The sequence below is a fragment of the Sulfitobacter sediminilitoris genome, from assembly GCF_010667575.1.
Taxonomy (GTDB): Bacteria; Pseudomonadota; Alphaproteobacteria; order Rhodobacterales; family Rhodobacteraceae; genus Sulfitobacter; species Sulfitobacter sediminilitoris.
Genome location: NZ_JAABNT010000025.1, coordinates 1 through 18,550, shown reverse-complemented (window position 1 = coordinate 18,550; position 18,550 = coordinate 1). Strand labels below are relative to the sequence as shown.

Annotated in this window: 12 protein-coding genes and 1 pseudogene; 7 read left to right on the top strand and 6 right to left on the bottom strand. The window is 55.3% G+C overall.

What is annotated here, in order from left to right; genetic code table 11:
* Nucleotides 1–151: 151 nt before the first annotated feature.
* Both GV827_RS21065 and GV827_RS21060 read left to right on the top strand, forming a co-directional pair.
* Nucleotides 152–331 carry a hypothetical protein gene (locus GV827_RS21065; protein WP_164355886.1) on the top strand — a complete coding sequence of 60 codons (180 nt, stop codon included), beginning with the start codon at nucleotides 152–154 and terminating at the stop codon, nucleotides 329–331.
* 265 nt (nucleotides 332–596) lie between these two features.
* Nucleotides 597–5,213, top strand: a complete 4,617-nt coding sequence (locus tag GV827_RS21060; protein WP_164355884.1) for a Hint domain-containing protein — start codon at nucleotides 597–599, stop codon at nucleotides 5,211–5,213.
* A 629-nt stretch (nucleotides 5,214–5,842) separates the two neighbouring features.
* Here the strand turns inward: GV827_RS21060 and GV827_RS21055 are convergent.
* The 3 genes from GV827_RS21055 to GV827_RS21045 are packed head-to-tail and all read right to left on the bottom strand — an operon-like array spanning nucleotide 5,843 to nucleotide 8,434.
* Complete coding sequence (locus GV827_RS21055) at nucleotides 5,843–6,541, bottom strand: hypothetical protein (RefSeq protein ID WP_235930612.1); 699 nt, start codon at nucleotides 6,539–6,541, stop codon at nucleotides 5,843–5,845.
* A 57-nt stretch (nucleotides 6,542–6,598) separates the two neighbouring features.
* Nucleotides 6,599–6,895, bottom strand: a complete 297-nt coding sequence (locus GV827_RS21050) for a hypothetical protein (RefSeq protein ID WP_164355882.1) — start codon at nucleotides 6,893–6,895, stop codon at nucleotides 6,599–6,601.
* 9 nt (nucleotides 6,896–6,904) lie between these two features.
* Complete coding sequence (locus GV827_RS21045) at nucleotides 6,905–8,434, bottom strand: AMP-dependent synthetase/ligase (protein WP_268895777.1); 1,530 nt, start codon at nucleotides 8,432–8,434, stop codon at nucleotides 6,905–6,907.
* 662 nt (nucleotides 8,435–9,096) lie between these two features.
* Between GV827_RS21045 and GV827_RS21040 the strand changes: the two genes are divergently transcribed.
* The 4 genes from GV827_RS21040 to GV827_RS21025 all read left to right on the top strand — a co-directional run bounded on the left by GV827_RS21040 (nucleotide 9,097) and on the right by GV827_RS21025 (nucleotide 13,649).
* Complete coding sequence (locus GV827_RS21040; RefSeq protein ID WP_164355878.1) at nucleotides 9,097–10,854, top strand: adenylate/guanylate cyclase domain-containing protein; 1,758 nt, start codon at nucleotides 9,097–9,099, stop codon at nucleotides 10,852–10,854.
* Between the two features lie 240 nt (nucleotides 10,855–11,094).
* A complete protein-coding gene (locus GV827_RS21035) occupies nucleotides 11,095–11,409 on the top strand; it encodes a putative quinol monooxygenase (protein ID WP_164355869.1) in 315 nt (104 codons plus the stop codon).
* 141 nt (nucleotides 11,410–11,550) lie between these two features.
* The gene (locus GV827_RS21030; protein WP_164355867.1) at nucleotides 11,551–12,873 is read left to right on the top strand and encodes an adenylate/guanylate cyclase domain-containing protein; all 1,323 of its coding nucleotides are present in this window, start codon (nucleotides 11,551–11,553) and stop codon (nucleotides 12,871–12,873) included.
* Between the two features lie 326 nt (nucleotides 12,874–13,199).
* Nucleotides 13,200–13,649, top strand: a complete 450-nt coding sequence (locus tag GV827_RS21025) for a MaoC family dehydratase (RefSeq protein ID WP_204326022.1) — start codon at nucleotides 13,200–13,202, stop codon at nucleotides 13,647–13,649.
* A gap of 108 nt (nucleotides 13,650–13,757) precedes the next feature.
* Here the strand turns inward: GV827_RS21025 and GV827_RS21020 are convergent, their stop codons facing one another.
* Nucleotides 13,758–15,386, bottom strand: a complete 1,629-nt coding sequence (locus GV827_RS21020) for an adenylate/guanylate cyclase domain-containing protein (protein WP_164355865.1) — start codon at nucleotides 15,384–15,386, stop codon at nucleotides 13,758–13,760.
* Nucleotides 15,387–15,683: 297 nt separating this feature from the next.
* The gene (locus tag GV827_RS21015; protein WP_164355863.1) at nucleotides 15,684–16,754 is read right to left on the bottom strand and encodes a GlxA family transcriptional regulator; all 1,071 of its coding nucleotides are present in this window, start codon (nucleotides 16,752–16,754) and stop codon (nucleotides 15,684–15,686) included.
* Between the two features lie 121 nt (nucleotides 16,755–16,875).
* Between GV827_RS21015 and GV827_RS21010 the strand changes: the two genes are divergently transcribed.
* Nucleotides 16,876–18,273, top strand: a complete 1,398-nt coding sequence (locus GV827_RS21010) for an FAD-binding oxidoreductase (protein ID WP_164355861.1) — start codon at nucleotides 16,876–16,878, stop codon at nucleotides 18,271–18,273.
* A 167-nt stretch (nucleotides 18,274–18,440) separates the two neighbouring features.
* On the opposite strand, the pseudogene GV827_RS21005 reads toward GV827_RS21010, so the two are convergent.
* Nucleotides 18,441–18,550, bottom strand: a pseudogene (locus GV827_RS21005) (IS5/IS1182 family transposase); the annotation flags it as partial.

Below are 18,550 nucleotides of genomic sequence, written 5' to 3'. Positions count from 1 at the left end.
CCGCCTCAAAATCGCCAAAACGCCGCTCAGGCGGCCAAAATGGCGTGAAAATCATTAGAAACGGAGCTTCGGCTGCCGCACGCTGCCCTCAAACCGGAACATCGGCGCAGACGAAGGCGTTGATCAGACTTTCCCAGATCAGGTTGCCGCTATGATGGTGCCTCCTGACATCGAGGACTTCGAGGAGCGGGCTGCCATAGCTGAGTTTGATGGGGGTCTGACCCGGGCAGAGGCTGAGGACGTGGCTGCGCAGGATCAGGGCTTCATCAGTGCGCAGTACTACTGGCAGTGGCTCGCTGACTACGTCGTCAACAAGGGCTATCCCCGATGACAACTTCCCCGGCTGGCTTCGTGCTGGCCGGGGGAACTGTGCTGATTTTTTTTGCCAGAGACCGAGGAGGGTGTTCAGGTGGCCAGACATGAGTGAGTGCAACGCGGTGCAGTTTAACCGGGTTGCTGCAACACAGGCTTCAAACTTCACAGCCTACTTCTTCATCGCTGCCTCTTTGACACACTACGGTCAAAGTGTCGCCAAACCCGATTGTTACTGCTCACGAAACAGTCACGGCACTTGAGCGGACAAAGCAGCAGAAAACATGGCTATCTACTATATTCCAACTGACTTCACAGGCGGGACAATTCTCGTCAACGAAGGGGATGTGTTCATCGTCGAGGCGACGGCAGGTTCGAATGTCAAATTTGAATCAGCCAGTGGCACTCCGACGAACTTCGACATCCAGTTCACAACGTCGAATTCAAACTCTTTCAATGTCGTTGTCGAGACGGACCTTACCCCAACGATAACCATAGCCGACAACGTTTCGTTAGGCAGTGTATTCCTAGATGCACGCAACGCCGACGCTGTCGATCTGACGGCGGGCGACAATGTCACTCTGGACAAGTACAATGGCCCCGGCGGGGTCGACACGCTCATCATCGGCGACAACTTCACTACCAACAACGATTTTAAGACCAATAACGGCGATGATTACATCCAAGTCGGATCGAACTTCACTGCGAACAAGCTCGACGCCGGCGGCGGAACAGATACAGTGGTTAGTGGCACCCCGGGTGCTAACATCACTAACACGGAAACAGTCCTTTATCCCGACGGTATCGTAACGGGGACTGCCGGCAATGACGTTATGGGGATCGGTTACTCAGATGCCGAAACCGATGCAATTGATGGGTGGGACGGAAACGACGATATCATCCTTGGCCTTGAAGGAAGTGATACAATCAATGGTGGAGCCGGTAACGATACAATTGATGGTGGCGCGGATAACGACAGCATTGAAGGCGGGATCGGGGCAGATCTAATTTACGGCGGCGCAGGAGCCGACACCATTGGCGGCGGTACTGATGCCGATACGATCGACGGTGGCACGGGCAATGACATCATCGACGGTGGCGCAGGCGGTGACAGCCTTATTGGTGGCGCGGGTTCAGACACCATCGATGGCGGAGCTGACGCTGACACCATAGATGGTGGTTCAGGTGACGACTCCATTCTCGGCGGCGACGGCAACGACACTTTGACAGGAGGTGATGCCGTAGCCGCAAGCGGTGGAGACCGCATGGCCTTCGAATGGAGTAATATTCCTGACCCGAACGACGGCGGCCAGATCGATAATCTTGACAGTGTCACCGTGGGTTCTCAAACGGTTGGTGGCACAACCGTCGATTTCAGCGTAACCGGCGGGGCCGGACAGTATGAAACAACGACGGTTTACACCGATGGGATCGACGCTGGAGGCGGTGCTGTTGACACCAACAGCGCTCTCGGACTTGACGGATCCGACGGAATTGTAACGCTGGATTTCTCGAATGCGGTCGAGAATGTCCAGTTTCGCGTCAACGACTTCGAGGCGAACTCCGAAACGCTAACGATCCGCGCCTATGACGCGAATAACAATCTCATTTCGTTCAATGTCACAGAAGGATCCGGGGTCAACGGATCCGACACCGATGCCGTCGCGGGTAACGATACTTTCCAGGGCCCTCTCTCCAACACCGGGGACAACTCGCCCACGGGGTCGATCCTTGTCGAAATCGCAGGCCCTGTAGCGCGGATCGAACTGGATTACACCCAGACCAACGGCGGCTTGACGGTGACGGATGTCTGGTTCGATGATCCCAACGCTGTTGTGGCAGCCGATGGCGGCAATGACACACTGGACGGTGGTGCCGGCGATGATGTGATTGATGGCGGCGACGGCAATGACAGCATTTCGGGCGGCGCCGAAAACGACATTGTTCGTGGCGGCGACGGCGACGACACGATTTCTGGCGGGGCTGGTAATGACACCCTCATGGGGTCCGACAGTGAGGATGTGCAAGCGACCATCGCCTCATTTGACTTTGAGGATACCTCAGGCCTCATTCAGTATCAGGACGCAACCTTTGCATCCAACGACACGTTGGGTCACATTACCGGTGACAATGCGTTGGTCTTCACGTCAGACTCGACCTTCAATGCGGGCAATTATGGCGGCGTTCAGATTGACCTTCCCACCGATGACCTCACTGTGGGAGAAACCTTCAGGCTAAGCCTCTGGGTACGCACCGATGGGCCCGACTCGCAGCTCACAGCAAGCTATCAATCCGGTTCGGGCGGATCGCACGCCTTTGTTACGACGACCGTCGATGCAACGTCCGAGTGGCAGTACATCGAAGTGACGGGCATGCTCGATGAGGTTCACGACAAGCTCTATTTGTGGGGTGAAGATCCCTCCACGACCTATGCCGTTGATGCCCTTCGTTTCGAGAAAGTGTCGGTCACCTCCGATAATGATCAGATCAGCGGTGGCGATGGGGCGGATGTTATCTACGCGTCTGATGGAGAGGACACCCTCGACGGCGGCGCTGGCAACGACAAGCTGGACGGCGGCGCTGGCAACGACCACTTCGATTTCCAGGACAGCTTCGGCACCGATACGCTCATTGGCGGCGCCGGGTCGGACCGGATCGATCTCCTGGCTCTGACCAGCGGGGTAACTGTCAACTTCACCGCGCCCAACGCCGGGACTATTACCAATGGCACTGACAGCATCAGCTTCTCAGAGACGGAGATCTACGACCTTACCAACCAGGCGGACACCCTCGTTGGCGGCACCTCATCGCTAAATGTCTACGGCTGGGGCGGCGATGACCTGCTCTACGGCAGCTCTGCCGGAGACGGGATCCGCGGCGGAACCGGAGACGATACCATCATTGGCGGGGCGGGCGACGATGATATCGGGGGGGACGCCGATGCCGACACCTTCATCATCGAGAACGGCTTCGGCAACGACACCATCGCAGGGGGCGAAACCGTCACCATCGGTACCGACGACGACGTCATCGACCTCTCCGCGCTGACAGGTCCGATTACGGTCACCTACAGCGGGGACGAAGCCGGGACGATAACCAACGGCTTCGATACGATCACCTTCAGCGAGATCGAGCGGTTTATCCTTACCGATCAGAATGACAGTCTAGATGGGTCCAGCGACAGCGTCGGGGTGGATGCCAACGGTGGTGCCGGGGATGATACTCTGCGCGGTGGTACCGGCGCCGACTCCCTTACTGGCGGATTTGGGGCGGATTCCATCGATGGCGGGGCGGGCAACGACCTCCTCTACAGCAATGCGGGCGCTGATACGATCCTGGGCGGTGACGGCAATGATACAGTCCACGCCGGGGATGGCGCAGACAGCATCGAAGGTGGGCTGGGTGCCGACATGCTTTCGGGCGGTGACGGCAACGACGTCCTCGATGGTGGCGACGGCGACGATGCGATCTTCTCTAACAACGGCGACGACACGGTCTATGCGGGCGACGGGAACGACACCGTCCACGCATCACTCGGCTCCGACCTTATCTATGGCGGTGCTGGTAACGACAGTATCACGGGTGGCGGGTTTTCGAGCTCTTCCAATACGATCTATGGTGAGGCCGGCGACGACACCATAGCCGACAACGGCGGCGGCGGGCTACTCGACGGAGGAGACGGCGCGGATTCGATCCAAGGCCTTGGCGGCAACGACCTGATCCGGGGTGGCGCCGGGGCAGACACGTTGGACGGCGGCGCCGACAATGACACGCTCAGTTACGACGGATCCACGGCGGCGGTCAGTGTTGATCTTTCGACCAACATCGTTTCTGGCGGGGACGCGACGGGAGACGTGATCTCCAATTTCGAAAACGCAATCGGCTCCGATTTCAACGACATGCTCACCGGTGGTGCCAACGCCAATCGGCTGGACGCCGGTGCCGGAGACGACACCATCATCGGCGGGTCAGGCTCTGACACCATAGACGGCGGTGCGGGCAACGACAGCGTCACGGGTGGCGGTGGAGACGATGTGTTCACCGTTTCGGACGGCAATGACACAATCACCGACTTCAACTTCGGCAATACCGGCGCGCTGGGTGACAGCGACCAGACCAATAATGACTTTGTCGATCTCTCGGGGCATTACGATAGCCTTGACGAGTTGCGCGCGGACCAACTCGACGACGGTATTCTGAACCAGTCCAACGCGTTTGACGACGAAGGCAATGCTGTCGACTATTCCGACAATACCCAGTTTGGCGCCAACTCGCTAACCATCCAGGGTGCATCGGGCTCAACCTACTCCTACGACAACACCGGTATCGTCTGCTTCACCTCGGGCACAATGATACTGACGCCGCAGGGCGAGGTACCAATCGAAAGCCTCAAGATGGGCGATCTTGTCTGTACCTTGGACAACGGCCCCCAGCCGATCGCCTGGATCGGCAAGCGACACTGTGGGCAGGAGGAACTGCGTGAGCGAGAGAACCTGAGACCGATCCTGATCCCCGAAGGGGTCCTCGGCGTGAAGCGCGACCTCCTTGTCTCGCGCCAGCACGGCATGCTCTTCGGGCAGGACCATCTCGCAAGAGCTATTCATCTGGCCGAGACGATGCCGGGCGTGCGCATTGCCCACGGCAAACGAGAGGTGACCTACATCCACCTGATGTTTGAAGCCCACCAAATCATATTCGCCGAGGGCGTGCCAAGCGAGAGCTTCTATCCCGGCCCCATGGCAATGCAGATGATGTCAGCTGACGCATGTCACGATCTCACTCAGCAATTCCCAAAGCTTGTCCCGGGTCTGGACAAGACGGCAGTGCAGCAGATCTACGGTGATACAGCTCGTACCTTCCTGAAGAAGAAGGAGTTGCCTGAGCTGCTTGCTGCGGCTTGAGCCGATCGCCATAAGCGTGCTTCTTAGCGGAATCCGACTGACGAGGTTTAACACCCCCACACCCGTAGCACCCGTTCTAAGCCTCCCGGGTAGGGTCTCCCTCCTAGGATCCCCCCTTCCTGACACCTTCTTCTGCTTCCATTACTCATACCTAATTCCTGGGGTATAACCCTCCCCCCTATCCCTAAGAGAGACCCTCCCAGCAGGTCCTATCCCGGTCCATCCATAGTGGTGATGTAGCAGGCCTGAAGCGGTCATAAGGGGCCGACTTCCTCCTATCCAGGAGGCCGCCAGAGAGAGCCAGAGAGGGCTTCCTAGTGATGTTGATGAACCATGACGGGCAGTCGGCTTAGTGGCTCTAAGAGGGGCTCTGATTGCCTCTCTGGCGATGCTGCTGGATGGTGACGGAATTCCTACAAATACCTCCCAGAATGCCCCCGAAAGTGCCCCCTTTTCCGGGGCGTCTCCGGTAACTCGATGAAAGGTATCGAGGGGCAAGGTTTCCTATAACATGCAACCGGCTCGGGAGGCGCCCATTCAAGCACAAGACAGGGCCTCCTATCGGAGCCACTAGCGCAGACGTGACAGGAATGCGGCGGAGATATTGCGAACAGTTATCGGAACGATGACTACCAACCCATGCCCCTTCGCATAGCCGGGATTACGCGCCTTGAAAAACGGACATAATGGTTCTCTTCGTGTCGGCCAGGAGCGTTTTCCTGCCGTACCTCAATGGTCGTCCATCCTACGTCACGCACGAATGGATCGGCCTCACTCACGGGCGGTGCCGGGAAGCTGTTGATCACCTCGCGTGCAACTTCCTGAATGACTTCCGGCGTTTCACGGTCAGGATGCGGGTAGACCTGCGGAAAATTCTGGCAGGCCAGATCATAGCTCGAAGCGTGTACCAGGGTCCCGACATAGTAGATCGGCGTGAATGGATGCCTAAGCTTTTCGGCAACGGAGCGGATCATCCTGAACCGGTAAGTTGCACCGTGCCCTCGGTACTCTGATAAGAGCCCGGCCTCCGCTCTTAAGACAATGACGTGGCGCCCTAACACCTGTCGCCAGAACCGATGGGCCGCGCAATAGCCGACGAATTGACCGTCTGCGGCAAAGAAAAGCTGTATGAGCGTACTGTCTGCCGATGCGTCCAACACGTGATTCTCGAAATCCTGTGGGGAAACGCCCGCGAATATTTTCTGGTTTAACGCGTAGAGTTGGCTCATCAATTCAGCGCGCTCGGCCGTGGACATTTTCGCAGGGTCGACTGTGGATCGCTTTGCAATCCCAGGCTCAATGTTTTTGCGTTTCTTGAAATCAAGCATGGGCCTGACCTTTATTAGGCAACGTACTTGGGTCCGAACATTCGCCCTCTGTTCATGTTAGCCGCCAGAACTCCGCCGCGACGTCTGTTCTGCGTATAGCGCTTCAATTTCGGACCGATAGCGCTCTTCGATGACATATCGCTTGATTTTCAAGGTCGGCGATAAGCTTCCGTCTTCAACCGTCCAGGTCTGCACTTGACTATGAACCGCACGTACCTGGGCATATTCAGGCTGATCCCGCAACAGTTGCGCCACACGCGCCATGATGGCCGCGCTCGCCGCCTGCGCATTGGGAAAATCTGGATTGAGGCCGTGGCGTCCGGCGAATGCGGCCCAGTGGTCACGATTGAGCACCAGGATCGCTTAAACGAACGGGCGATTATCGCCTAATGCGCAGCATTGTTCAAAAAGCGGGTCCGCCTGGATCGCTGCCTCGATCTCTGTAGCAGCGGCTTTTTTGCCTGTTGACAGGACGATGACGTCCTTCAACCGTCCTGTAATAAATAAGTGGTCCTCGCGAAATTCCGCTGTATCTCCGCTATGTAACCAGCCCTCCTCGTCGATGGCAGAGGCGGTACCTTTGGGGTCGTTCCAATAGCCTTGCATAAGGGCTGGTGTCCGGATCAGCAGCTCGCCCTCGGCGGTCAGTCGGGTTTCGATGCCGCGAAGCGGCTTGCCGACAGAACCCGGCAAATTGTCCTCAAAGGTGGTCCCACTGACGACAGGAGCAGCTTCAGTCAGACCGTAACCCTCAACAAGTGGCAAGCCGAGGCCGATCAGGAATTGGCTCACCTCCGTCGATAATTGAGCGCCGCCACTCGCTGCAACACGCAGCCGCCCACCGAAGGCCTGAAGGATCGGGCGTGCAACCAGCCGCTCTAGCAATGGCCAGAAAAGCAAGCTCGGCATCTGACTGAACATATTCACCCTGCCGCGACGCGCTTCGAAACGCCGCCAGCCAATCGCTACAGTCATTTTTACCAGCCAACTCTTGAGTGAGCTTTGTGAGGCTTCGTGTAAGATAGCTTCGTAAAGCCGCTCATACAGGCGCGGCACGGCGACCAGGATCGTCGGCCGTACTTCAGAAATGTCCTGCTTCAGAGTTTCTATCGCTCGAGCAAACACTACTCTCGAGCCACCCATCATGGCCAGATGGTAACTCATGGTGCGCTCAAACGCATGGCTGATTGGCAGCAGGGACAAAAAGACGTCGCTTGTCAAAGGCGGAACGTTCTCTGCGACCGCTTCAGCATCCCACAGAAGGGCATGATGGGACAACATGGCTCCTTTCGGCCTACCGGTCGTGCCCGAGGTATGGATGATCGTGGCGATGTCCTTTGGCGCGCATCGGATTGGCCCAGGGTCATCCTCTGCTAAGTCCAAAACCTCGCCAAGACTGCGGACTTTTCTTCCGTAGACTTGCCCTTGCGCCTCACCATTTCTGCGCAGCCAGATTTGACTCAAAGTACCGCCGCCTGCGAGAGCGGGCTTCAGAGCCTCTAATCGCTGCACGCTTTCGACAAGACATAGTCGCGCGCCACAGTTGGACAGGACAAAGTCGATATTGGCCTCACTGTCCTGTAGATAGAGTGGCACGGTAATCAAACCGTTTGCCATGGCCGCGATGTCGAAGGCGATCCAGTCGATGCAATTTGGCAGCAAAATTGCTACTCGGTCGCCGTCCTTCATGCCTGCCTGATCTAGTGCAACGCGATAGCGGGTGACTATTCGCTCCATTTCACGCCAAGTCACATTCCGCCACTTTCCGTCGTCAAACTCGGAGTATGCCATTGCGTTCGGAGTTCGTTCAGCCCGACACTTCAGCAACCCCGGAATTGTCCCGGCAGCCACACAACCGATAAAGTCGAGATCTGGTGATGTTATACGCGCCATAAACTATTTCGTACGACTGGACCGCTCTTTATGCCTTGAGCAAGATCAATCGGATCTGGTGGTCAAATCGAGCGGGTCAGTGGCTCTTCCGTTGCACGGCCAAGAACGGGTGCTTCATCCGCTCCGCTGTCGGTTGCCCACCCTTTCACGATGCACGACGGATGCTCAGCAGGTGCGATGAAGCTGCTCCGCGGCGGCAGGGCGGCAGGGGAACGGTGCCCATGGCCGTCATTTTTGAGGGCTATGCCCGCTCGCCGCCCTTCGCGACCGATTCTGCGCTCTACGGCTAGGTCCGAGGAGGGCTCCTTGCTGCCGTTAGATCTATCGCAGCATGTTCATATCAAGGGGGCGAAATCCCCGGCACGGACGGCCCAAAGGAGACATCCATCCGCCACTGGTGATGCTGCGACGCGGCCCGTTAGAGCCGCCATTCGCTGCTGCCGCGAAATCAAAGTACAGGCCAACTCACAGTTCGCGGACTTTTCTGCCGTTCGTCGCATGTGCGAAATATTCGCCGCGTCTGCATTGCCAACTTTAGGGGGGGCGGATAGCGGACTTCCGCGGCGGTTTCCACGTAAGGTAGCTATGCGGATAGAGTTGCCTTGGGTTGAAGGGACAATATTAGATTGTCCTTTCGTTAGATCGCAATCTAATGTCAGCCTATGGACATTAAGATCACAAGACGTTTGTCGGCAATCGTTTCTGCTGATCTGGCAGGATATTCTCGTTTGATGGGTATCGATGAGGTCGGAACTCTAAATACCCTCCGCCGCCATAGGCAAGAGTTGATCGATCCGCTGATCAGCGAGCATGGCGGCCGGATCGTCAAGACGATGGGCGACGGCCTGCTTATTGAATTTCCCAGTGTAGTGAGCGCCGTGGCGTGCTCGGTTTCTGTTCAGGAGGGCATGGCCAAGCGCAACGAGGAGCTTCAAGAAGTTGATCAGTTTGCTTTTCGTATCGGCGTCAACCTCGGCGACATCCTGATCGAAGATGGAGACATTCACGGCGACGGCGTGAACATCGCAGCACGCCTCGAAGCGCTGGCTGAGCCGGGCGGTATATGCGTTTCCGAACGGGTTCATGACGATGTTCGCGATCGCATCGGCATAAACTTCGTAGATCTGGGCAAGCGCGAACTGAAAAATATCTCGCGCACCCTTCGGTGCTGGGCGTGGCACCCGGCAAGAGCAGAGACGCAAAAGATCAAGTCCACGAGCGAATTTCTCAAAGCACCGGTTTTGGTGGTCTTTCCCTTCAATAATTTCAGCAGCGACCCGGAGTATGAGTTTTTCGCCGATGGTCTGAGCGAAGACCTCACAACACTTCTGTCGGCCTATCGTGATTTTCCGGTTATCGCACGAAACTCCGCCTTCATGTTCAAGGGGAAGGAATTCGACGTAACGGAGGCCGGTCAGCAACTTGGTGCTGATTATGCCGTTGAAGGCAGCGTGCGCGTCGCTGGAAACCGAATGCGCGTCAATGCACAGTTGATCGATGTGTCGTCGGGTCACCATCTGTGGGCGCAAAAATTTGACCGCAATATCGAGGACATTTTCACCCTTCAGGATGAGTTGTCCTTGCAGATTGCAGCAATGATATCGCCGACCGTCGTGCGCCATGAAGGGGCGCGTGCAAACGCTGCGACCTCCGAAGACATCGGCCACTGGGCCGCAATGGTCCGTATCCGGCAGCGCCTTTTGTCCGCCGATGCCCAAAACATTTCAGTGGCTATTGTAGCCTTACTAGAACAGGAAAGGAAACACCCGGAAGATTCCATGATTCAAGCCTTGATTGCCTGGTTCAACAGTATGGAAATCGTGAGTGGGACCAAGGGATTTCGGGAAGTTCGCGCGGAAATGGTGAAACGTTCGAAACGTGCGTTGCAACTGGATCCGACAAACTATCTCGCCTACAATATGCTGGCTATCGGGGAGCAATTCCACGGTCATCTTGATACCGCATTACAAGCGAACGAGAAGTCTATCGAACTCAACCCCAGCGCTGGACTGAGTTACGCATGGCGGGCGACCACAAAGTGTCTCCTGGGTCAGTTAGAAGAAAGTATCGAAGATTTCGCGATCATGGAGCGGTTAAGCCCGATGGACCCGCTTCTTCCTGCTTCGGACGTGAATAAGTCCCGCAGCCTGTTGTTCCTCGGCCGCTTCGATGAAGCGATCAAAATTGCAAGGCGTTCGATTGATGGGGTGCCCAACCTTCCCTACAGTCACGTGGCTCTGATCAGCGCGCTTGGAAATGCCGGTATGGTTGAGGCCGCCAAAGATCATGCGAGGGAGTTCCAGGAGCGTTTTCCTGATATTCACCTAAGCAGCGTTTTCGTTAATTTCAGGACGAGAGACCCCAAAGATTTCGAGCTCTTCAAAAACGGCATGAAGGTAGCTGGCTTTGATATTGATTGATTGCCAATAGTTTTTCGCTCGATGTGCTTTGTGAAGCATCTTGCCAGCTTGTTCGAAAAAACGAACTGTCCGCCATGGGCTCGACGCCGTCATCTGAGTGTTCTTCTCAGATGTCTACAAAACCACCTTAAGCGGTGATAGCATCATTGTGTTTTGCACCGCGGCCCAACTCTTGCAGCAATTTGGTCCTGTCGCTAGCGTTCACCACATCACCGGCCCAGTCAGCAGGAAACCAACGCTATGTCCGCAGTCCATGTGCTCGCTATCATCACCACAAAACCTGGTCAACGCGATGCATTGCTGGAGCTCTTCAACGCGAATGTTTCGGCTGTGTTAGCCGAAGACGGCTGCATCGCATACGAGGCCACGGTTGACACCGCAAACGCGGGGCCCATGCAAACCAAATTTGGACCTGACACTTTTGTTGTCATAGAAAAGTGGGCCAGTTTGGCGGCGCATGGTGCGCATGCTGGTTCGGCTCATATGAAAGCTCACGCAGCTAGTACCAGGGATATGGTGGCTGACCGTGTGATCCATATACTGTCTCCCACCTGATAACCAAGAGCCAATTTCCAGCTCTTTCCCTTATGATTTTTTGCTGCAGTGACTGCACAAGTGCATAGCTTCAGTAGGATGTAGGCTGGTGAAGCAATAGCTGCTATGCATCTAGTGGACTTGAGCGGAAGTGAGTTCACTGTGCTGGACATCCCGAGAACCCAATATGCGAATTGCGACGGTATTGATATCGCCTATCAGGTATTTGGGCAGGGTGAGAAAGACCTAGTCTATGTGCCCGGCACGATCTCTAACATCGAGATGGCGTGGGAAGACCCCAATCAAGTCAGGTTTTTCGAGAGTTTGGCTAAGTGTTTCCGCGTTATTATTTTTGACAAGCGAGGGCAAGGCGTTTCGGACCCAATCCAAGGTGCGCCAACCTTTGAAGAGCGAATGGAAGATGTGGGCGCGGTTATGGATGCGGCTGGGTCCCAAAGCGCCACACTATTGGGAACATCTGAAGGTGGCCCGATGTGTATTCTGTTCGCAGCAACTTATCCCGAAAAGGTGGACAATCTCGTGCTTCATGGGTCGATGGCCAAATTTTGCGCGGGAGAAGACTATCCATACATGCCTACCAAGGAGAACTTGGTTGAGGAATTTCCGAAGACATGGGGAACCCGTGAATCCATTGCGATATTTGCGCCGGACATTCTCGGTGATGTCGAGGCTGAAAAGGCGTTCATCCGATTTCAACGTCAGGTATGCTCTCCAAACATCATTCGGCAAACCTACGAAATGACAACAAAAATGGATGTTCGGCCGGTCTTGCCGCTTATTGATGTTCCAACCCTCATATTGCAACGTAGGAAAGACCGCGCGGTCAACTACCGCAACGGTCGCTACCTCGCAGATCATATCCCCAACGCAACCTATCTTGAGTTGCCTGGTCGAAACCATGTTATCTTTCTGGGCGAGATCCAGGATGTTTTGCGGGCGGTTACTCAGTTTGCACAAATAAGCAAAACGGCTGACAGTACCCCGGACAAACGCCTGTCCACTGCGCTTTTTACCGATATTGTTGGTTCCACGGAAATGTTGTCACAGATGGGCGACAACCTTTGGCGCAAGATGCTTGACAGACATGATGCGCTAACATCGGAAGCCGTAGCCGAGTTCAAAGGCCGGGTGGTCAAAAGCACCGGTGACGGAAGCCTTGCGCTCTTTGACAAACCCTCGCGCGCGATCCGATGTGCCGCCAGTCTGGTAGATATGTTGGGAGAAGCCGGAATTCCCATTCGCGCGGGGCTGCACGCAGGCGAAGTCAGGGTCCGAGGCGACGATGTCACCGGCATGGTCATTCATACCGCAGCCCGAGTTGTAGATCAGGCCCGCGCTGGAGAAGTTCTAATCACTCGTCTACTCGCGGATCTTACCGCAGACCAAGGGTTTGCGATCGAAGACTGTGGAACGCATAAACTAAAAGGGCATTCCGAACAGACGGAGCTCTTGCGAGTAAATTAGCTGAGATAAACCGCGCATAAGACATTACAGTCCGTCGTTTAAGACATGGCATTTACAGTAATGACCTTGGGCTCGCCCCAGTCATCTGAGGCTTCCTACCAGATGTTAGAAAACAGCTTTTTGCCGGTCACTCAGGAACACTCGATCGCACGGCAAACTCCACTTTAGCCTTTCAACGACCGCCTTTGCCAACACCGGCCACTCGTTTTGACCGCGTCCGATGTCTCAGAAGCGGACAAGCCAGACATTTGCGCGGGTGCTTCATTGAGGACAACACATAAGAGGTCTCATTGACGGGCAACTCTCCATTTGCCTATCCTCTTGGAATGATTAGCGGCAAATACTTCGACGATCTGTCGGTTGGAAACACCTTTGAGAGCGGCGGGATCACACTCACCGAGGGCGCGATTATTGACTTCGCGCTTACGCACGATCCGCAACCCTTCCACGTGAACAAGGTTGCGGCAACAGAGTCAATATTTGGCGGCCTCATCGCCAGTGGCTTTCAAACCATCGCGCTCACTTTTCGGTTGTTTCGTGACACTGGTGTGCTGAATGGTACCAACTTAGGCGGGCATGGCATGGACGAAGTGCGATGGCTCGCTCCGGTGTTTCCCGGTGACACGCTTCATACCCGTGTTGCAGTCGAGATGCTTACCCCGTCACGCTCGAAGCCTGACCGTGGAACGGTGCGCTTCCGCTACCGGACGTACAACCAGAACGATGTCGAGGTGCTAAGCTTGACCATGGACCATGTGATGGCGCGACGGAAATAAGTTAGTTCACCTTAATCCGGGCACTCAAAGCTTGTTTCACCTGCGACAGCTCCGCGGACACAGCGGATAAGAAAAAAGCGGCAAATTAGATTTCCGCGGGTTGCCCGATTATGCTCGAGAACCGGGCCTGAGTTTCTCTGACATCCAATGAAAGTCTGGCGGCATAACCGGTAGTTTGGTTGTTACCATTGGGTCTGTTGAAAGCCCCCGCGCTCTTTCGAGGCAATCCTCGGCTTGGTCCTCGAGTCCCATCTCTTTCAATGCCATGGCACGTAGTTTCAGGTGACCAGCTTCATTGGGTCGCAAATCCGAGGCGGTTGAAGCGTCTTGCGCTGCACCTTCGTAGTTTCCTCCACAAAAACGAGCCACGCCTCGCATGAACAAACGATACGGTTGAAGAGGGTTCTGGGCACCACGCTCAATCAAACGGGAAAAGGCAGCATCCGCGCCATCAAAGTCGCCTTCCCGCATCGCGATCTGTCCCTCCAGTTCGTAGTTTTCTAGATACGCAGGGTTTAGTTCAGCGCTACGCTTCAAATCCGCACGCGCTCCTTCAATATCGTCCAAGACTACAAGGCGAAAGACCGCTCTCGTCCAAAACACGTAGTCACTTTGCGGCGATTGAATAACTGCCGTATCGAGATCCTCTTTGTAGGCCGCTTGAAGCTCGATTGGTAATGGCTGATACCGCGCACCGAAGAGCATGATCTGCGCCTCAACCCGCATGCACAGAGACACTCCGTCCAAGGGATTCAGGGAAATAGCCCTTTCCATCAAGGCAAGCCCATATGACCAGCTTTCCATGGTAGTTTTGTAGTATTCATTGGCCGCCCGGGCCCGGAGCTCCGAGACACTCAATTCCTCGAGCGGAATGTCGACCAGTCGGTCTCCATCGAAAGCGTTGGTTTGTAAGCGCAGGTCCCCTTCCGCTAATTCGAGCACTTCATCGCAGAAGGCAAACACATCATCGGTAGGAGCTTCGTAGGTTTGCGACCAAACCGGCCGGGCATCTTCCCGAGAAGTCATGGTGATTGTGAAGCGTCCGCGCCCCCCAGCCATCCGCACTCGACCGCGTAAATCGTACGTTGCTTTGTCAACGGCTTTGCTAAGAGCGTCAAAAACCAAGACGCCTTTGCGCCGTGACACCCGGACGATCAATTGATCGCGCAGATCACCCGCTATGGCCTCGGTTTCCGCGTCGACTGGGGCAAACTCAAAGGCTTGAACCGCGATGGATGGAACGTCATCCAGTTTGCGTTGAGATCCAGGAGCGGGACGCCACTGATAGAGCCTAACCGGTTGTGAGATGTTCTTTAGGTTGAACGTTCCTGCCTCATTCAGCAGTTTGGCTCGGTCGTCAGATAATTGCCGAAAAAGGTCTTCCGAAACCATCACGCCACCTGGAGGCGCTTCTGTCTGGATGCGCTGGGTAATGTTTACTCCAGCACCGTAAAAGTCGTCTTCGTCTTCAACAATCTCGCCCAAATGGCAGCCAATCCTGAGCTTTAGTTTCCGATGACCGTAGAGATTTGTCTGAACCTGAATGGCACTGTCCAAAGCAGCGCTTATCGAGGAAAACGCGATGATCCAACCATCACCCATTCTTTTGAGGATTTCGCCTCCAAAATCTGAGAGGACGGGTTCAAGCTGATGGTTCTTTAACTCCCGCACTGCCTGAATTGTGGCGTCTTGGTCAGCGTTCATCATGGCGGAATATCCGACCATATCTACAAACATTAGAGTAGTAATCCGTGAACGCATCGTGACCCTCCGACTGAGAGCTTAGCAAATCCAAGCGCTGCAACAAGCAAAGCGAATATGATTAGTTTGGTAGGCAATGGGAGCACTCAACCTCTCGAAGCCGCGTCCAGGGGGGGCACTTAAGAATGACTTTCTGGGCAAGTGACTCTGTTTTTCAAAAAGACTGACGTCGGCGCAGGATCTTCCAGCAGTAAACGCGTAGACTTATAGAATGTGTGAACATTGTAATGTCTTTGATGACAGAACTCAGTTCTATTACGTACTGCGTCGACTTTAGCGTGCATCTGGCGCACCAACAGGCGAAAGCCCTTGAAACTTCTTCCGGTACGCACTTGGAGTGAGGCCGACGCGTTTCTTAAAAAGCCGTCGAAATGAGGCGGGATCCTCGTAGCCAACAGAAATCGCAATATCCTCAACCGGGCGCTGGTCACGTTCGAGCGACTGTTTCGCTTCTTCCACCCTAAGCGCTTGGACATAATCCATCGGCGCGTAACCCGTCGCCGCTCGGAAGCGTCTTGCGAAGGTGCGTGCCCCCAAACCGGATCGATTGATCATATTCTCGACAGGATTGGGGGCATCATAGTTTTTGGCAATCCACGACTGGCAATCGGCGATTGCCGCGTCTTTAGCGTCCATCGAACGGGTCATGACCAAATAGGGTGATTGGCCATTAAGATGTTCGCTCATCAGAAACACTTTTGCCGTATCGATCGCATGTTGGTAACCGCAGTATCGGGCGATCAGGTAAAAGGCGAGGTCGTGCCATGCGAAGACCGCACCGGCGGTAATGACGCCATTGTCTTGGTCCCTAAGGCAAAGCGCATCGGATTCTCGGAATGCGACCTTCGGATAAAAGCGGTGAAACATGTCACGATAGGCCCAATGGGCAGTCGCCTCGCAACCGTCCAACACGCCCGCATCTGCAAGCACCAGCGCGCCAGAGCAAACTGACGTCAGAAGCGCGCCTGCTTCGTGCAAACTGCGTAGCCACGCACATTCGATCGGATATCGGCCGGTTGGGTTACCTTTGATCGAAATATATGTGTCACTGACGATGACGGCGTCTGGTACCGTGTTCGTCGACTGGATTTCAGCGATAGACGCATGCGGACGAACTGGAACATCGCCCACACAGCTGAAGGGACGGCCATCTGAGGAGATAACTCTGACATCGAGCAATTCGGCTTCGGGTTCGCCTTTGACCATGTCGGGGAATACGGCACCAACCGAAGACAGGACGTCGTAAAGACCATAAAGAACAGAGGCCGATGTTTCCGGCGTCGCTAAGAGCAAAATCAGCGGCTTTCGCTTGGGTAGGTCCGATGTGTTGGTCAAATTCTGCATCGTTTTGTCAAATAATACCCTGTCCGCTGGCGAGTTTGGCACGAATTGGACCAATTTGCCACTCCCGCGCCCCCCGTCTTTCGACGATGCTTGAACAACAGATTGCGAATGGGAGAGCCAAATGGACGTCCGGAACACATCAATCGAAGAGCTGAAGAGCAAACTCACTGGGACAGTGATGTCCGTTGGTGATCCCCAATACGACGATGCACGGGGGGTTTGGAACGCAATGATCGACCGCAAACCCGCCGTAATCGCCAGATGCCGGAATACCGAGGACGTGTGCTACGCGGTAAGGTTTGCAGGTGAACAGGGCCTTCCGATCGCAATTCGCGGGGGTGGCCACAACGTCGCGGGTCATGCGGTCTGCGATGATGGCGTGATGATCGATCTCTCTGAAATGCGCGGCGTGACGGTCGATCCAGACCAAAAGCGGGCCATCGTGCAAGGCGGTGCGTTGTGGAGAGATGTCGATAGCGAAAGCCAGAAACACGGGCTGGCCACCCCGGGCGGTTTGATTTCTGACACAGGCGTTGCGGGTCTGACTCTTTCAGGCGGAATCGGATGGCTAAGAGCCAAGCATGGACTTTCAATCGATTGCCTGAAAGCCGCGGAGGTGGTAACGGCAGATGGATCTGTGGTTCGCACAAGCGCCGAAGAAAACCCCGATCTTCTTTGGGCTCTGAAAGGTGGAGGCGGTAATTTCGGCGTCGTTATAACCTTTGAATTTGAGCTTTTCCCCATTGGGCCGGAGGTCATGTTCGCGGCCCCCATCTATCCGCTGTCGGCCGGCCCCGAGCCAATCCGCTTCTGGCGCGATTTCGTCTCAGAACATGAAGGTTTGATCGGATCGTTGTGCGAGTTTTCGACTGCGGCAGAAGGAGAGGACTTTCCCGAAGAGTATTGGGGTCAGAAGGTCTTTACCCTGGCATGCGTCTATAATGGCGACGCCGCAGAGGGAGAGAAATTGCTCCAACCCTTGCGAGAGCTTGGACCGATGGCCGCCGATTTCTCAGGCCGGATGAACTATGTCGAAGTACAGCAACTGTTCGACGAACTGATGCCAGCGGGTGATTTCCGCTGTTACTGGAAGGCGCGTTATCTTTCGGAATTGCCCGATGAAATGATCGATCGGGCGATGGCGGACGCCGCAGCGGCGCCTTCAGCGAACTCGCTTTCGTCGCTTTGGAACTTTGGCGGAGCTGTCTCCCACGTGCCAGCCGATGAAACCGCCTTTGGCGACAGATCAATGGGGTGGATGTATTCGCTCGATGCAGTCTGGTCGGACTCCAAGGAAGATGCCGCGAACATCGCGTGGTCACGAGCAGGTTGGGAAGAATCGGCTAAATGGGATCACGAAGGACGCATTTATCTGAATTTCCCTGGGCATGGAGAAGACAACCTGGAATTAACCAAACGAGCATTCGGTCCGAACTATGCCAGGCTGGCGCAGATCAAGGCCCAATACGACCCGAACAACGTCTTTCGCTTCAACCAAAACATTAGTCCGGCAGCATAGCTACTGAGGTCTGTAATCTCTGGTGCTTTTTTTTGGCACAAGAAGGATGTCCGCTTCGGGCTCCCAGCTGCCGTCGGAGCACGCGCAGCATTCATGGATTAGGCCCCCGCTGAATGGCTGCTTTCACTGGACTGCTCCAGCGCTTGCGCACTAGGGCCTGTGGACAATCATCTTGATGCGACGAGGGTCGCTGCCAAGTTCCAGGAAGCGGTGTAGCTACAGTCCGTTTTGTCGTATCTTGTGGCTATCCCTCTGAACTCTTTGATCTTTGCGAAGT

Excerpts from the sequence above, each read along its gene's own strand:
- GV827_RS21025 (WP_204326022.1), top strand. The coding sequence starts at position 13,200 with ATGATTAGCGGCAAATACTTCGACGATCTGTCGGTTGGAAACACCTTT.
- GV827_RS21040 (WP_164355878.1), top strand. The coding sequence starts at position 9,097 with ATGGACATTAAGATCACAAGACGTTTGTCGGCAATCGTTTCTGCTGAT.
- GV827_RS21035 (WP_164355869.1), top strand. The coding sequence starts at position 11,095 with ATGTCCGCAGTCCATGTGCTCGCTATCATCACCACAAAACCTGGTCAA.
- GV827_RS21055 (WP_235930612.1), bottom strand. The coding sequence starts at position 6,541 with ATGCTTGATTTCAAGAAACGCAAAAACATTGAGCCTGGGATTGCAAAG.
- GV827_RS21010 (WP_164355861.1), top strand. The coding sequence starts at position 16,876 with ATGGACGTCCGGAACACATCAATCGAAGAGCTGAAGAGCAAACTCACT.
- GV827_RS21060 (WP_164355884.1), top strand. The coding sequence starts at position 597 with ATGGCTATCTACTATATTCCAACTGACTTCACAGGCGGGACAATTCTC.
- GV827_RS21020 (WP_164355865.1), bottom strand. The coding sequence starts at position 15,386 with ATGTTTGTAGATATGGTCGGATATTCCGCCATGATGAACGCTGACCAA.
- GV827_RS21065 (WP_164355886.1), top strand. The coding sequence starts at position 152 with ATGATGGTGCCTCCTGACATCGAGGACTTCGAGGAGCGGGCTGCCATA.
- GV827_RS21015 (WP_164355863.1), bottom strand. The coding sequence starts at position 16,754 with ATGCAGAATTTGACCAACACATCGGACCTACCCAAGCGAAAGCCGCTG.
- GV827_RS21045 (WP_268895777.1), bottom strand. The coding sequence starts at position 8,434 with ATGGCGCGTATAACATCACCAGATCTCGACTTTATCGGTTGTGTGGCT.